Here is a 13525-nt window from a genome sequence, read left to right as displayed (position 1 = left end):
AGGAGATTAGTACTCCCCCTGCTTCGCCCGCCAAGCCTCAGTCCCAATCCGGCACCGCTCGTCGAAATCCGCCTCGGCCCGATCATAATCCCCGAACTGCGGCCGCATCTCGTCCTTACGCTGGATATCGCTTTCCAGAAATTCCTCGGTCGTATCCCGCGAGTGGATCAGCCCTGACAGTTTCGACAGCATAAAGGCGACCAGCACGTCGTTCATGCGCGTGGTGTAGCCATTTCCTTGTTTCTTGAAAAACCGAACAACGTCCTCTTCGACCCACAGTGTCACCTTCTTCTTCCGCCCCGCCCCGCGCCGGTTCAGCATGTCCCGCCAGTCAGACGGGATGCGTTTGTCGTTAATGATTGGCTGGTGCAGGTCCCACTCCAGTCGGGCCAGAACATCCATCAGATAGCCAAAGTGTTCGCGTTGTTTGGGGGTTTTGATTTCGGGGATCAGCATGGCACACCTCATCGACTTGGATGCCTAACAGTCCGCAAATTCGGTTAAAGCGCCCTGCCCCGACCGTACGCAACGTCTGTACGTCAGCCATACGCTTGCCAGCCGTGATCCAGACGCTAAAAGAAGCGCCATGGCCAAGCTCTATTTCCACTACTCCACCATGAACGCGGGCAAATCGACGGTTTTGCTGCAGGCATCCCATAACTATCTGGAAAGAGGGATGAAAACCTATCTCTTGACCGCCGAAATCGACGGCCGCGCAGGGACAGGCCGCATCGCCAGCCGCATCGGTATCGGCGCGGACGCGGATACCTTCAACCCACTGGAAAACCTAGAGGAAAAGGTCCTTGCCCGCCTAAAATCCGGCCCGATCACCTGCATTTTCGTGGACGAAGCTCAATTCCTGACCGAAGCCCAAGTCTGGCAACTTGCCCGAATTGTCGACGATCTGTCCATTCCGGTCATGTGCTACGGCTTACGCGTTGATTTCCTTGGAAAACTTTTCCCCGGATCGGCGGCATTGCTGGCTTTGGCAGACGAAATGCGAGAAGTCCGCACAATCTGCCATTGCGGCAAAAAAGCCACCATGGTCATCCGCAAAAACCCCGACGGCACCGTCCAAACCTCTGGAAATCAAGTGCAAATTGGCGGCAACGAAACCTACATCAGTCTCTGCCGCCGCCATTTCCGAGAGGCCACGGGCGACGCGACCATCACCTCTTAACCTCTTTCTTGGTAAAAATACCCAAATCAGACGGGATTCACCAATTCCCGCCCTTCGGCAAACGCGATCAGGTTCTCAACCGCGACCATCCCCATCGCCTCGCGCACTTCCAGCGCCGCCGTGCCCAGATGCGGCAACAAAACAACGTCCGAGCGGGCCATTAACGTTTCGGGAACCGCTGGTTCATTTTCGTAAACGTCCAAGCCCGCACCGGCGATGTCTCCAGCTTCCAACGCCGCAATCAGTGCCGCCTCGTCCACCACATCGCCCCGGGCGATGTTTACCAAATACCCGTCAGGTCCCAGCGCCTTCAGCACCTCGGTATCCACCAGATGCCGCGTCTCAGCGCCGCCTGGGACGGCCAGAACCAGCACATCCACCGCAGCCGCCAGTTCTGCCGCAGACTTGTGCCAAGACGTCTCCATGACCGCCTCTTTGGGCGTCCGAGAGCAGTAATGCACCGTCATATCAAACCCATAGTGGCAGCGCCGTGCGATGGCCTGACCAATGCGCCCCATCCCCAGAATGCCCAAGCGTTTGCCCGTCAGGTGCATTCCCAGCATCTGCGTGGGATGCCAACCAGTCCAGCCACCAGAGCGCACCAAACGTTCACCTTCGCCAGCGCGGCGCGTGACCATCAGCATTAAAGTCAGCGCAATATCTGCCGTTGCATCAGTAACAGCGCCGGGAGTGTTGGTCACCAGAACGCCAGCGCCCTTGGCCGCAGCCACGTCGATATGGTTAAAGCCAACGCCAAAATTTGCCAGCAGCTTGCAGCGCGGCTTATCTACGGCGTCAAATACCTTGGCGCTATAAAGATCGCGCAACGTGGACAAAACCACGTCATAATCACTTAAACTTGCCGTCATTTCATCGAATTCCATAGGCAATTCGCTGGGACGGACAGTCATTTCAAACCGCTCGGCCAAGGCATCCAAGACCTTTTCGGGCAACGGGCGGGTCACAAACAGCTTCAGCATAGGCGCGCTCCGATTGGGGTTTCTTTGTCTGGGGTGGCCAGAACGACCGCATCGTCGGCGTCGTGGAAGCCCAGAACTAGAACCTCGGACATGAACTTGCCGATCTGGCGCGGCGGGAAATTCACCACGCCCATGACCAAGCGGCCGACCAGCTCGTCGGGCGCATAGTGGACGGTGATCTGGGCAGAGCTGCGTTTTTCCCCAATCTCGGGCCCGAAATCGATCCAAAGCTTGATCGCGGGCTTGCGCGCCTCTGGATAGGGTTCGGCTTTGACCACGCGGCCGACGCGAATGTCGACTTTGGCGAAATCGTCATAGGTGATCTCAGCCACGGCCCAACTCCCGACTGCGTTCAGCGGCGGCTTTGACGGTCGCGTGGACCAGAGGCGGCAAACCAGCGTTCTCGTCCATCAGCACTTCAAGCCCCGCTTGGGTGGTCCCGTTGGGGCTGGTCACGTTCACGCGCAGCTGCGCGGGCGTCTCATCCGCTCCTTCGGCCAAGGCCCCTGCCCCCGCCACGGTCGCCTGCGCCAGTTTCATCGCCAGCTCTGGCGTCAGCCCCTCGGCCTCTCCTGCCGCAGCGAGGCATTCGATCATGTGGAACACGTACGCGGGACCAGAGCCAGACAAGGCGGTCACAGCGTCCATCTGGTCTTCGCTCTCCAATCGCACGGTCTGGCCAACCGCCTGCAAAAGTGCCTCGGACAGGGCCAGTTGATCTTCGGAAACGTTGGCATTGCCGATCAGCGCGGTGATCCCTTGGCCTACGGCAGCGGGTGTGTTCGGCATACAGCGAATGATCGCACTGTCCGCGCCCAAAGCGGCCTCGTAGGTGGCCAGAGATGTCCCCGCCGCAACCGAGACGAACAGCGTATCGCTGCCCATCGCAGCCAATGTCGGCAGAGCCTCGCCCATCATCTGGGGCTTAACAGCGATGAGAACCAGCGCGGGATTGGCAGGCAAATCGGCGTTGACGTGGACGCCTTGGGCCTGAACCCAGTCAGAGGGGAACGGGTCAATCACCCACACCGATGTGTTCGGCAATCCACCCTTGAGCCAGCCCGCCAGCATGGCCGAGCCCATCTTTCCACATCCCAGCAGAACAAGGCCGCGTTCGGCCACGTCTTTCATATCCATAAGGAAATCCCCGTTTCTCAGGGGCAGGTCCAGCCCGCCCCGCCTGAATTTGGGGACAGGTTAGGCGCGGCCGTACGCCTCTGCAATGGCGACTTGCAGGCCGTCCGCAGGCTCGCGTCCGCCCCAAGCCACCAGCTGCATCGCAGGATAGAAGCGCTCTGCGTTCGCCACAGCGCTGCTGATCATCAAGTCCACCTGTGCAGGCGTCGCCAGCTGACCCCCAGCCAGCAGCAGACCATAGCGATAGACCATCAGGCGATGTTTTTCCCAGTAGCTGAACGCACCAGACCAAACCTGATCGTTGATCAGGTTCAACGTCTCGTACACCTGCGGCATCCGGTGATGCGGCGGGTCCATTTCAAAGGTGCAAACCAGACGCAGGGTCTCGTCATAGTCTGACCACGCGAGGGTGATCGAATAGGTGCGCCACTGCCCCACGACCGCCATGGCGATCTGGTTGTCCCCGACCCGGTCGAAATCCCAAGCCCTGTTTTCAGCTAACGTTTCCACGAGGTCGATCGGATGAAGATCGTCGCTCAGAAACTCTTCTGTTACCGCCATGCCGTCACCTCGATTTTTTAGATGGCTTTGGGACGTGGCAGCGCCCCAAGCGCTAGGTGCCTGCTCAAGGAAAAGCGGCATAGCGCCGCTCTCTATACGACATATGGTGCGGGTTATTGATTCGTTCGTCCAGCGATTTCTGCAGGCCGAGTCGCAATAAGTTGTGGATAGATCAGGAAAATCGCCCAAATCCGCCCACTTGCAAGCCGGCTGCCACTAGACCCAAAAAGAGTCAAGGGGCGACACCGATGCGCCGCCCCTTGATCCAATTTTCGCCCAAAAGTCGGGTAAGTGACTCTTAACCCTGACCTTTTTCCAGAGCTTCAAGACGCGCCTTCAGCGCCTCGTTCTCTTCGCGGGCTTTCTGGGCCATGGCGCGCACCGCGTCGAATTCTTCGCGGGTGACAAAGTCCCGCTCGGCCAGCCAACGGTCCAGCACAGAGCTGACTGCGGTCTCGGCCTCTTGCTTTGCGCCTTGGGCGACACCCATGGCGTTGGTCATCAGTTGCGAAAGATCGTCGAAAATCTTGCCCTTGGTTTGCATTGGTGTCTCCGGCGTTACATTTGACTTCTATATGGGGCGTGACGGCGTCAGGCTCAACCTTGACTTCGCCTGAAAGACAACGGCACACAGACGCACATGCAGGCACTTATACCGTACCCCAACTTTTCCCCCGAACTCTTTTCGATCGAAATCGGCGGGTTCGCGTTCGCCCTGCGCTGGTACGCGCTGGCTTATATCGCTGGCCTGATCATCGGCTGGCAGCTCATCGTGCGCGCCCTAAAGCGCCCGAGCCTGTGGCAGAACGACCAGCCCCCGATGACCCCGCGCCAAGTCGAGGATCTGCTGACTTGGATCATCCTTGGTGTGATTGTGGGCGGCCGTCTGGGCTTTGTCCTGCTTTACAAACCGCTTTATTACATGGCCCATCCGGCCGAAATCCTGATGGTTTGGCATGGTGGGATGGCCTTTCACGGCGGGTTTGCGGGGGTTGTCGTGGCCGCTTGGCTCTTTGCCGCCCGTAACAACATTCCCAAATGGCCCCTTGCCGATGCGCTAGCGCTGGCAGCGCCCACAGGCCTGCTGCTGGGCCGGATCGCGAACTTTATCAATGCCGAACTTTGGGGCCGCCCGACCGATGTGCCGTGGGCGATGATCTTTCCCACCGATCCGCTTGGCCTGCCCCGCCACCCCAGCCAGCTGTATGAAGCCGCGCTCGAGGGCCTGATCCTTGGCGCGCTTATCCTCTGGATGGTATGGGGCCGCAAATGCCTGCGCACGCCGGGAATTGTGACCGGAACATTCGTTGCGGGCTATGGATTGTCGCGCTTTATCGTCGAATACTTCCGCGAGAGTGATCCGCAGTTCTATGAATCCAACCCTTATGGCTACGCACTCTGGGTTGGGGACTACGGGCTAAGTATGGGACAGCTTTTGTCCCTACCCATGCTGCTGATCGGACTTTTTATCGCTGCCTACGCGCGCCGCAAACATAGCATTCGCCCATGACAGAGTTGCTTGACCATTTCCTGAGCCGGATTTCCGCCCAAGGCCCGATCTCCTTGGCTGACTACATGAGCACGTGCCTGCTACATCCGGAACTGGGGTATTACACCAACCGTGACCCGTTGGGTGCACGGGGGGATTTCACCACCGCGCCAGAGATCAGCCAGATGTTCGGCGAAGTCATCGGCCTCGGGCTGGCCCAAGCGTGGATGGATCAAGGCACGCCAGAGCGCTTTGTCATGGCAGAGCTTGGCCCCGGTCGCGGCTCTTTGATGGCCGACATCCTGCGCGCCACGCGCCGCGTGCCGGGGTTTCATGCCGCCGCCGAGGTGCATTTGGTCGAGGCGTCGCCCGCCCTGCGTCAGGCGCAATCGGCGCGCTTGGCCGGCTACATGCCCACGTGGCACGACCACTGCGCAGACCTGCCCGACGATGTGCCGCTCTACCTCGTGGCCAACGAATTCTTTGACGCTCTGCCGATCCGCCAGTTCCAGCGCGCTCAGGATGGCTGGAGCGAAATTCTGGTGACCGCGGCCGAAGGGCGGCTGACCCGTGCCCGTGCAACGCCCGCGCCTTTGGACGCGCTCGCCCACCGGCTTGATGACACGGTCGAGGGTGACTTGGTAGAGACCTGCGCCCCCGCCCACGCCATGGCCGCAGAGATCGGCAGCCGGATCGCCAAGAATGGCGGTGTCGCGCTAATTATCGACTACGGCGACTGGCGCTCTCAGGGGGACACGTTTCAGGCGCTGCGTCGGCACAAATACGCCGACCCGCTGGAGATGCCCGGCCACGCCGACCTGACCGCCCACGTTGATTTCGAGGCTATCGCAACCGCCACCAGCCCCGCAAAATATACCCGACTGACGGGACAGGGCCTGTTTCTGGAACGGCTCGGCATCACTGCGCGCGCTCAGGCGCTGGCCAAGCAACTGACCGGAACACCTCTGGAAAACCATATCGCCGCGCATCGCCGCTTGACCCACCCCGAAGAAATGGGAACGCTCTTCAAAGTGCTCGGGATCTACCCCGAGGGCGCCCCAATTCCCGCAGGACTCAGCGAATAATCATGACGCTCGACATCATTTCCGATCCCCTCCTTGCCCCCACCCAGCACGGTTTTTTCGGTCGCAAGGGCGGCGCATCCTCGGGGATCTTTGCCGGACTGAACTGCGGAGCAGGGTCGTCTGACCTCAAGGAAATTGTGTCGATCAACCGCGCCCGCGTGGCCGAAGCGATGGGCGTCACCCCGCCGAACTTGGTCACCGTCCATCAGACACACTCGGCCACCGCTGTTGCAGTCGATGGCCCACTGGACGCCCCGGTCGAGGCGGACGGCATCGTCACCAAGAACCCAGAGATCGCCATCGCGATTCTGACGGCCGATTGCCAACCCGTCCTGTTTCATGACCCCGAAGCTGGCGTCATCGGCGCGGCCCATGCGGGGTGGAAGGGCGCCGTCGGCGGCATTCTGGATGCCACTCTCGACGCGATGGAGCAGATTGGCGCGCAGCGCGCCAACACGCGCGCCCTGATCGGCCCGACAATCAGCCAGCGCGCCTACGAGGTTGGCCCCGAATTCTTCGAAGACTTCATCGCCGAGGACATGGAAAACAGCCGCTTTTTTGCCCAAGGGACCGGCGACCGCATGATGTTCGACCTCCCGTCCTATGGCTTGCACCGCCTGCGCAGCGCAGGCGTGGGCGACGCGCAGTGGACCGGACATTGCACCTACTCGGACCCTGAACGATTCTATTCCTACCGCCGCACCTGCCACGCTGGAGAAGCGGATTACGGGCGCCTCATTTCAGCAATTCGCCTCTGACGTGCAAGGCGGGCGCGCTTCCTTTGCAAAAACATAGGATCACCGCCTTTAATCCAACAATCTGCCACAGGTTCGCCGCATTCAAACGTCACATTAAGCGTAAGCAAAAATAAATAGATGTGAGCGGCAACCATGAAGACCAAGACCCGGTTTATCCAATCGGTGCTCAAAACAGCATCGGAACAAGGCGCAACCCCTATGCCGTGGACACGCGGCAAGTCTCGCAAGGCATCAATCGCCAAGCGCGAAGAGCCGATTCGAAAGTCCGCCTAAACACTTTCAATCGACTCAATATGTGCCAGACCCAGCTCATGGTTTTGCAAGGAACGGCATCACATTCGGTACGCAGACAGAGACAATCCCACCCAGCACGCGCTTTGGTTTCCCATGCGTGTGCAACATCGGGAAATTTCTAAAATCTTGCGTCAAATCTTTGACACGTCGGTCAGATTACGGCATCAATGAGGCAACCCCGCTCATGGCGGGCCGCTGCCTCGCTGAGGCAGTCCTTCCAGACCGCAGGCCTCGCGGTTTATGCCGGAAACGGCGTGTTGAAAGCAAAGAGCGATCCCGACGGAGCCTCAACCGTCATATGGGGTCGCTTTTTTCTTTGCCCGATCAGCCCCCTAGCCCAAATGAAAACGCCCCGCGCATCAGACACGGGGCGACATCCTTTGCCATATCTATACGCGCGAACCCGCAGGTTCCGTCGCGGATCAGGCGCTGCGACTCAGACGTTCCTCTAGGACATCAAACGGCACGCCGGGCTCGTCCTTTTCGCCGCGAATGACCAGAGAAGTCTTTACGCTGGCCACATTGTCCGCCTTCAGCAGCTCTTCGGTCAAGAACGACTGGAACGTCGACAGGTCAGGCGCCACGCACTTCAGCAGGAAATCGACCTCGCCATTCAGCATATGGCACTCGCGGACCAGCGGCCACGCACGGCAGCGCGCCTCAAACGCGCTCAGATCTGCTTCGGCCTGACTGATCAGACCGACATTGGCGAAAACTTTGACCTCAAAGCCGAGCGCGCGGGCATCGACTTCGGCGTGATACCCTTTGATGTATCCGGCATCTTCCAAGGTCCGGACACGGCGCAAACAAGGAGGTGCAGAGATTCCGACGCGCTTTGCGAGTTCAACGTTGGTCATTCGGCCATCGGCTTGCAACTCGGCCAGGATTCTTCGATCGATGGGATCAAGTCGTGTTCCGGGCATTGGGCTTTCCTGCTTTTTTCCGAACCTTATACATCCTACCACAGTCTGCGCAACAATATTTCAACAAAGCGCAAGAAAGTTAAGCGGACTTTCGCAAGGCGCAAGGCAGCGCTGCTTTTCGCGCCGTATCACTTGTGCAAGCAGCCCCTTTAACCACCGCGGCGGGGCGTCTATATCCTGCGCCTGAGACAAAGACGCAAGACAGAAAGGTGCCCTATGGCCGAGACCCGTCACACCAAGGTTCTGATCATCGGCTCCGGCCCTGCAGGTTACACCGCAGGTGTCTATGCCAGCCGTGCAATGCTGGAGCCCCTGCTGGTTCAGGGCATCGAGCCCGGCGGTCAGCTGACCACCACCACCGAGGTCGAAAACTGGCCCGGTCACACCGAAATTCAAGGCCCCGAACTGATGACCAACATGGAAGCGCACGCGCGCGCCATGGGCACCGAAATCATCGGCGACTACATCACCAAGCTGGACCTAGAGGTGCGCCCCTTTGTGGCCCACGGCGACAGCGGCACCACCTACACCGCCGACGCGGTTATTCTAGCCACCGGCGCCCGCGCCAAGTGGCTGGGCCTGCCGTCGGAAGAGAAGTTCAAAGGTTTCGGCGTATCTGCCTGCGCGACCTGTGACGGCTTCTTCTACCGCGGCAAAGAGATCGTGGTCATCGGCGGCGGCAACACAGCCGTCGAAGAGGCGCTGTTCCTGACCAACTTCGCCTCCAAAGTGACCCTGATCCACCGCCGCGACTCGCTGCGCGCCGAGAAAATCCTACAGGACCGCCTCTTCAAGCACGAGAAGATCGAGGTTCTGTGGAACCACGCGATCGAAGAAGTCGTCGGCACCGAAGCGCCCCTTGGCGTCACTGGCGTCAAAGCCAAGCACGTGGACACCGGCGAGATCACCGAAATCGCGTGTGACGGTTTCTTTGTGGCGATCGGCCACGCGCCCGCGAACGAGTTGGTCAAAGATGTGCTGGAAACCCATTCGGGCGGCTACGTGGTCACCAAGCCTGACAGCACCGCAACCTCGATCCCCGGTGTGTTCGCGGCAGGCGACCTGACCGACGATAAATACCGTCAGGCGATCACCTCGGCTGGCATGGGCTGTATGGCTGCTCTGGAAGCGGAACGCTTCCTTGCTGAACAGGGCGACGCGGAATAATCCTACAAAAACAACAAAGGCTGCCCACGATGGCAGCCTTTTTCACTACTTCATGAAATAACAAAGGCGGCCCATCAGGCCGCCTTGTTTGCCCCTTTAGCGGGCGAATGGTTCAGTGCACCGCGACCGGTGCCATATCGTTGTCCCAAGCGAGAGCAAATGCCATCTCTCGGTCACGGACCAGCGCAAGACGCTCTCCGTCTGTGTCGTGCAACGCGTACAAGGTTGTCAGCCCCTCTGCTTGCTCTTGAACGTCCTCGGGAAGGTCAGCAACCTCGACGGAACGAACATAGACGATCTTGCGTTCGGCGCCGCTGATGAAATCGACTTTGGTGTCCATAGTCTTCACCCCTTTCGGATTTTGATTTCCTGTACCACCGCGTCAGGCACGGTGCGGTTCAGATCGATGTGAAGCAGGCCGTTTTCCATAGAGGCCTCGCCGACGTCGACTCCGTCCGCTAATACAAAGCTACGCTGGAACTGCCGCGCGGCAATGCCCCTATGCAGAAAAACCCGCTCTGCACTGTCATCTTGCTGCCTTCCACGCACAACAAGTTGGCGATCTTCGACAGTTATGGACAAATCTTCCTCTCGGAAGCCCGCTAAGGCGAGCGTAATCCGGTAGGATCGGTCAGAGGTTTGTTCGATATTATAGGGCGGATAGCCTTCGTTGCCGCTTTTGGCGGTTCGTTCGACCAGGCGTTCCAGTTGTTCGAACCCCAGCAAATAGGGGTGCGCACCAAGAGTGAGTTTCGTCATCGACATGTCCTTATATCAAGCGACCGTCTGGCAGGCCCCGCTATGGCAACCCGCCTTGTCCCCCCAAATATGGTAGCGCAACAATCGGTGCGCAAGACCTTTGCGAAAAGCCTAACGACTTGGTACTATGGAGCTCTGTTTTTACATCCGGTGTCCAAAATGAACGCACGCAGCGAAATTTCCATGACCGAAGAAGAAGTGCTCCGCTATGAGCTGGAGGTGTTCAAGGTCAAGCACCGCGATCTGGACGAGGCAATCACAGCCCTGCAGGAAAAGGGCACGGCTGACGCGCTGACCCTGCAGCGACTGAAACGCGAGAAACTTCATCTCAAGGACCGGATCGAACGCATCCGCGACCAACTGACCCCTGACATTATTGCGTAATCTAGTGTGTGCGCTATAAGGCGCACTCAATTTGCTAGAGGATTGCCAATGACCCAGCCGCGCGTAGGGATCATCATGGGCAGCCAGTCGGACTGGCCCACCATGAAAGAAGCCGCCGATATGCTTGATGCCCTCGGGATTGAACACGAGGTCAAGATCGTATCCGCCCACCGCACCCCCGACCGCCTTTGGGATTACGGTAAAACTGCCGCGGACCGTGGATTGCACGTGATCATCGCGGGCGCTGGCGGTGCAGCGCATTTGCCCGGCATGATGGCCTCAAAAACCCGTATCCCCGTGATCGGTGTGCCCGTGCAGACCAAGGCGCTGTCTGGCGTCGATAGCCTCTATTCGATCCTGCAGATGCCCCGCGGTTTCCCCGTGGCCACCATGGCCATCGGCGGCGCAGGCGCTGCAAACGCTGGCCTGATGGCCGCTGGCATTCTGGCGGTCAATGACCCCGATCTGGCTGCACGCCTTGATAAATGGCGCGCGGACCTGTCCGCCTCCATCGCAGAGGAGCCCGTCCGTGACTGAGCCCCTCGCCCCCGGTAGCACCATTGGCATTTTGGGCGGCGGTCAGCTTGGCCGGATGCTCGCTCTGGCTGCGGCCCGTCTGGGTCTGCGTACCGCGATCTTTGACCCCGATCCGAACGCCCCTGCTGGCCAAGTCAGCGACAGCCTGACCACCGCCGCCTACACCGATTCTAACGCCCTGAAATCATGGGTGGAAACCGTAGATGTCGTCACCTACGAGTTCGAGAATATCCCGACCGAGGCGCTGGACATTCTGGAATCGGCCAAGCCGATCCATCCGAACCGCAAGGCGCTGGCTGTCTCTCAGGACCGCCTGACCGAAAAGGCATTTCTATCCGATCTGGGTCTGAAAACCGCGCCCTTCGCCGCGATCGACGACATGGACGACATGACCGAGGCGCTGGACGAAATCGGCGCCCCCGCGATCCTGAAAACCCGCCGCTTCGGCTACGACGGCAAGGGTCAGGCCCGCATCATGGCCCCCGAAGACGCGGAACAGGCGCTTGCCGACATGAACGGCGCCCCTGCGATCTATGAGGGCTTCGTGAACTTCACCCACGAGGTGTCCGTGATTGCCGCCCGTGGCACCACCGGCGAAGTCGCGTGCTTTGATCCCGGCGAGAACGTCCACGTCAACGGCATCCTGCACACCACCACCGTGCCCGCGAACCTGACCGGCAAGCAGCGCACCGACGCCGTTCTGCTGGCGGGTCAGATCCTGAACCGTCTGGGCTATGTTGGCGTGATGGGCGTGGAACTTTTCGTGACACCCCAAGGACTTGTGGTGAACGAGATCGCGCCGCGCGTACACAACTCGGGCCACTGGACCCAAGCGGGCTGCGCCGTGGACCAGTTCGAACAGCACATCCGCGCCGTCGCGGGCTGGCCCCTTGGTGATGGCGCACGCCACGCTGATGTGGTCATGACCAACCTGATCGGCGACGACGCGCACACTTGGCCCGAACTGGCCAAAGAGGCGGACACCCAGATCCACCTCTACGGCAAGGCCGAGGCCCGCGAGGGCCGCAAAATGGGCCACGTCAACCGCGTGATCCGCGCTAAATAAAACGCTCCGCGAGCGGAGAGGTCATATAGGTGATCTTTCCGCCCGCCATCGTCGCGCCCACACGGCCCGTGTCGCGGTCGAAAATCACCAGATCGGCGCGCTTTCCAGCTTCAATCACACCGCGATCCGTCAGACCCAGCACCTTGGCAGGCCCCTCTGACACCAGCCGCCACGCGGCGGGCAGATCGCAGATGCCCTTTTTCACCAGTTCCAGCGCCGCATAGCGCGGGCTTGGGTAGTGGTAATCGGAGGCCAAGGCATCACACAGCCCCATCGCCACAATCTCTCGTGCGCTGACCTTGCCCGCATGGCTGGCCCCACGCACGATATTTGGTGAACCCATCACAACCAGATCGCCCGAGTCCCGCGCTGCCTGCGCGGCTTCAATCGTTTCGGGGAATTCGCTGACAGTCGCGCCCAAACTCCGGAACTTTGCGCGTTTCTCGGCAGTGTCATCGTCGTGGCTGCCAATTTGCACGCCCCGTTTCGTCAATTCAGCAGAAAACGCCTGCAATTCGCCAAAGACACGGTCACTTAGACCGTGCAGCCGTTTCATGTTCTCCAGATGCTTTTCCGGACTCCGTCCGGACTTCAAAGCCTGCCCCGTCAGCCGCGGCGGCGTTTTTCCGGCCGCCAAACGCTCATGTGGCAAATGATCATTGAAAACGGCGTATCGCAGCCCCGTTCTGTCGATTAGCCGAAGCACATCGTCGAATTGCTCGAACATGTGGGTTTCCAGCCGCAGCTGCAGCCGAAGATCCGTTTTCACCTGTGGCGCGGCCTGCTCCCATGCAGAAAACAGACGATCCGCGAACTCAGGGCCCCGCATCCCACCTTCCCAGCTGTAAAACTGGGCCAAAACGGCTGTGGTGATGCCATTTGCGGCCAATTCAGCCTCCACGCTGAACAATCCATGCTCCATCGCGGTCAGTGCTCCGCGCCGAACGGCCACATGGCGTTCGAACCCATCGCCATGCACATCCACGATGCCGGGCGCGACAGTCCAGCCGCTCAGATCGACTTTTCGCCCGTCTAAGTTGGCATTTCCACCAGTAGCCCCTGCGTTTCCACAATAGACCTCGGCGATTTGACCATCTGCGATCAACAAGGTACCACGCCCCAAGGCATCGCGCCTCAGAACATCCCCGTTTTCAAGGATCAAAGCTTGATTTGACATGGGCGTCCTTTGCCCTTCCCCTAGTACA

19 protein-coding genes are annotated in these 13525 nt (G+C 59.7%); 9 read left to right on the top strand and 10 right to left on the bottom strand.

The genetic code is table 11. The annotated features are described in order from the left end of the window. Window positions 1-6: 6 nt before the first annotated feature. A complete protein-coding gene (locus tag BM225_RS13500) occupies window positions 7-456 on the bottom strand; it encodes a BrnA antitoxin family protein (RefSeq protein ID WP_177218629.1) in 450 nt (149 codons plus the stop codon). 130 nt (window positions 457-586) lie between these two features. Between BM225_RS13500 and BM225_RS13495 the strand changes: the two genes are divergently transcribed. Beyond that, entirely contained in the window at window positions 587-1180 is a 594-nt protein-coding gene (locus BM225_RS13495; protein WP_092464802.1) for a thymidine kinase, read from the top strand. A 26-nt stretch (window positions 1181-1206) separates the two neighbouring features. Here BM225_RS13495 and BM225_RS13490 read toward each other — a convergent pair whose 3' ends face one another. The 5 genes from BM225_RS13490 to BM225_RS13470 form a co-directional block, all read right to left on the bottom strand. Beyond that, window positions 1207-2160 (bottom strand): 2-hydroxyacid dehydrogenase, encoded by a 954-nt coding sequence (locus BM225_RS13490; protein ID WP_072705002.1) that lies wholly within the window; start codon window positions 2158-2160, stop codon window positions 1207-1209. Then, on the bottom strand, window positions 2154-2492 hold the full coding sequence (locus tag BM225_RS13485; RefSeq protein ID WP_072705000.1) for a tRNA-binding protein: 339 nt from the start codon (window positions 2490-2492) through the stop codon (window positions 2154-2156). The genes BM225_RS13490 and BM225_RS13485 overlap by 7 nt, the downstream gene beginning before the upstream one ends. Continuing rightward, entirely contained in the window at window positions 2485-3297 is an 813-nt protein-coding gene (gene proC / locus BM225_RS13480; protein ID WP_072704998.1) for a pyrroline-5-carboxylate reductase, read from the bottom strand. Before proC ends, BM225_RS13485 begins: the two co-directional genes overlap by 8 nt. A gap of 60 nt (window positions 3298-3357) precedes the next feature. Continuing rightward, complete coding sequence (locus BM225_RS13475) at window positions 3358-3858, bottom strand: type III secretion system chaperone family protein (RefSeq protein ID WP_072704995.1); 501 nt, start codon at window positions 3856-3858, stop codon at window positions 3358-3360. A 298-nt stretch (window positions 3859-4156) separates the two neighbouring features. Next, the gene (locus tag BM225_RS13470) at window positions 4157-4402 is read right to left on the bottom strand and encodes an accessory factor UbiK family protein (RefSeq protein ID WP_072704992.1); all 246 of its coding nucleotides are present in this window, start codon (window positions 4400-4402) and stop codon (window positions 4157-4159) included. A gap of 96 nt (window positions 4403-4498) precedes the next feature. Here BM225_RS13470 and lgt point away from each other — a divergent pair, with 96 nt between their 5' ends. The 4 genes from lgt (at window position 4499) to BM225_RS21830 (ending at window position 7463) form a co-directional block, all read left to right on the top strand. Continuing rightward, window positions 4499-5368, top strand: a complete 870-nt coding sequence (lgt, locus tag BM225_RS13465) for a prolipoprotein diacylglyceryl transferase (RefSeq protein ID WP_072704989.1) — start codon at window positions 4499-4501, stop codon at window positions 5366-5368. Next, the gene (locus BM225_RS13460) at window positions 5365-6432 is read left to right on the top strand and encodes a class I SAM-dependent methyltransferase (RefSeq protein WP_072704986.1); all 1068 of its coding nucleotides are present in this window, start codon (window positions 5365-5367) and stop codon (window positions 6430-6432) included. The genes lgt and BM225_RS13460 overlap by 4 nt, the downstream gene beginning before the upstream one ends. Window positions 6433-6434: 2 nt before the next feature. Then, complete coding sequence (gene pgeF, locus BM225_RS13455) at window positions 6435-7190, top strand: peptidoglycan editing factor PgeF (RefSeq protein WP_072704983.1); 756 nt, start codon at window positions 6435-6437, stop codon at window positions 7188-7190. A 132-nt stretch (window positions 7191-7322) separates the two neighbouring features. Further along, the gene (locus BM225_RS21830) at window positions 7323-7463 is read left to right on the top strand and encodes a hypothetical protein (protein ID WP_177218628.1); all 141 of its coding nucleotides are present in this window, start codon (window positions 7323-7325) and stop codon (window positions 7461-7463) included. Window positions 7464-7906: 443 nt separating this feature from the next. Here the strand turns inward: BM225_RS21830 and BM225_RS13450 are convergent, their stop codons facing one another. Beyond that, window positions 7907-8407, bottom strand: a complete 501-nt coding sequence (locus tag BM225_RS13450) for an Lrp/AsnC family transcriptional regulator (protein ID WP_072704980.1) — start codon at window positions 8405-8407, stop codon at window positions 7907-7909. A 216-nt stretch (window positions 8408-8623) separates the two neighbouring features. Between BM225_RS13450 and trxB the strand changes: the two genes are divergently transcribed. Then, window positions 8624-9574, top strand: a complete 951-nt coding sequence (gene trxB / locus BM225_RS13445; RefSeq protein WP_072704977.1) for a thioredoxin-disulfide reductase — start codon at window positions 8624-8626, stop codon at window positions 9572-9574. Between the two features lie 112 nt (window positions 9575-9686). Here the strand turns inward: trxB and BM225_RS13440 are convergent, their stop codons facing one another. Next, a complete protein-coding gene (locus BM225_RS13440) occupies window positions 9687-9914 on the bottom strand; it encodes a DUF1150 family protein (protein ID WP_072704973.1) in 228 nt (75 codons plus the stop codon). A gap of 5 nt (window positions 9915-9919) precedes the next feature. Beyond that, window positions 9920-10333, bottom strand: coding sequence for an Hsp20 family protein (locus BM225_RS13435; RefSeq protein ID WP_072704970.1), 414 nt, complete (start codon window positions 10331-10333; stop codon window positions 9920-9922). Between the two features lie 159 nt (window positions 10334-10492). Between BM225_RS13435 and BM225_RS13430 the strand changes: the two genes are divergently transcribed. From BM225_RS13430 to BM225_RS13420, 3 genes are read left to right on the top strand one after another with little or no spacing between them, the layout of a single operon-like run. Next, window positions 10493-10717: a YdcH family protein gene (locus BM225_RS13430; protein WP_072705386.1), complete on the top strand. Its 225-nt coding sequence runs from the start codon at window positions 10493-10495 to the stop codon at window positions 10715-10717. A gap of 48 nt (window positions 10718-10765) precedes the next feature. Further along, complete coding sequence (gene purE / locus BM225_RS13425) at window positions 10766-11254, top strand: 5-(carboxyamino)imidazole ribonucleotide mutase (protein WP_072704967.1); 489 nt, start codon at window positions 10766-10768, stop codon at window positions 11252-11254. After that, window positions 11247-12320, top strand: coding sequence for a 5-(carboxyamino)imidazole ribonucleotide synthase (locus BM225_RS13420; RefSeq protein WP_072704963.1), 1074 nt, complete (start codon window positions 11247-11249; stop codon window positions 12318-12320). The genes purE and BM225_RS13420 overlap by 8 nt, the downstream gene beginning before the upstream one ends. Here BM225_RS13420 and BM225_RS13415 read toward each other — a convergent pair. Continuing rightward, entirely contained in the window at window positions 12313-13497 is a 1185-nt protein-coding gene (locus BM225_RS13415; protein ID WP_072704960.1) for an alpha-D-ribose 1-methylphosphonate 5-triphosphate diphosphatase, read from the bottom strand. The genes BM225_RS13420 and BM225_RS13415 overlap by 8 nt on opposite strands. Window positions 13498-13525: the final 28 nt, after the last annotated feature.

The sequence above is a fragment of the Donghicola eburneus genome (assembly GCF_900115865.1).
GTDB classification, from domain to species: Bacteria; Pseudomonadota; Alphaproteobacteria; order Rhodobacterales; family Rhodobacteraceae; genus Donghicola; species Donghicola eburneus.
This window is presented reverse-complemented; position numbering and strand designations above follow the sequence as displayed.

What these genes read in the sequence shown, in the direction of transcription:
- BM225_RS13500 (WP_177218629.1), bottom strand. Translation starts at nt 456, where the DNA reads ATGCTGATCCCCGAAATCAAAACCCCCAAACAACGCGAACACTTTGGC.
- BM225_RS13495 (WP_092464802.1), top strand. Translation starts at nt 587, where the DNA reads ATGGCCAAGCTCTATTTCCACTACTCCACCATGAACGCGGGCAAATCG.
- BM225_RS13490 (WP_072705002.1), bottom strand. Translation starts at nt 2,160, where the DNA reads ATGCTGAAGCTGTTTGTGACCCGCCCGTTGCCCGAAAAGGTCTTGGAT.
- proC (WP_072704998.1), bottom strand. Translation starts at nt 3,297, where the DNA reads ATGGATATGAAAGACGTGGCCGAACGCGGCCTTGTTCTGCTGGGATGT.
- BM225_RS13475 (WP_072704995.1), bottom strand. Translation starts at nt 3,858, where the DNA reads ATGGCGGTAACAGAAGAGTTTCTGAGCGACGATCTTCATCCGATCGAC.
- BM225_RS13470 (WP_072704992.1), bottom strand. Translation starts at nt 4,402, where the DNA reads ATGCAAACCAAGGGCAAGATTTTCGACGATCTTTCGCAACTGATGACC.
- lgt (WP_072704989.1), top strand. Translation starts at nt 4,499, where the DNA reads ATGCAGGCACTTATACCGTACCCCAACTTTTCCCCCGAACTCTTTTCG.
- BM225_RS13460 (WP_072704986.1), top strand. Translation starts at nt 5,365, where the DNA reads ATGACAGAGTTGCTTGACCATTTCCTGAGCCGGATTTCCGCCCAAGGC.
- pgeF (WP_072704983.1), top strand. Translation starts at nt 6,435, where the DNA reads ATGACGCTCGACATCATTTCCGATCCCCTCCTTGCCCCCACCCAGCAC.
- BM225_RS21830 (WP_177218628.1), top strand. Translation starts at nt 7,323, where the DNA reads ATGAAGACCAAGACCCGGTTTATCCAATCGGTGCTCAAAACAGCATCG.
- BM225_RS13450 (WP_072704980.1), bottom strand. Translation starts at nt 8,407, where the DNA reads ATGCCCGGAACACGACTTGATCCCATCGATCGAAGAATCCTGGCCGAG.
- trxB (WP_072704977.1), top strand. Translation starts at nt 8,624, where the DNA reads ATGGCCGAGACCCGTCACACCAAGGTTCTGATCATCGGCTCCGGCCCT.
- BM225_RS13440 (WP_072704973.1), bottom strand. Translation starts at nt 9,914, where the DNA reads ATGGACACCAAAGTCGATTTCATCAGCGGCGCCGAACGCAAGATCGTC.
- BM225_RS13435 (WP_072704970.1), bottom strand. Translation starts at nt 10,333, where the DNA reads ATGACGAAACTCACTCTTGGTGCGCACCCCTATTTGCTGGGGTTCGAA.
- BM225_RS13430 (WP_072705386.1), top strand. Translation starts at nt 10,493, where the DNA reads ATGAACGCACGCAGCGAAATTTCCATGACCGAAGAAGAAGTGCTCCGC.
- purE (WP_072704967.1), top strand. Translation starts at nt 10,766, where the DNA reads ATGACCCAGCCGCGCGTAGGGATCATCATGGGCAGCCAGTCGGACTGG.
- BM225_RS13415 (WP_072704960.1), bottom strand. Translation starts at nt 13,497, where the DNA reads ATGTCAAATCAAGCTTTGATCCTTGAAAACGGGGATGTTCTGAGGCGC.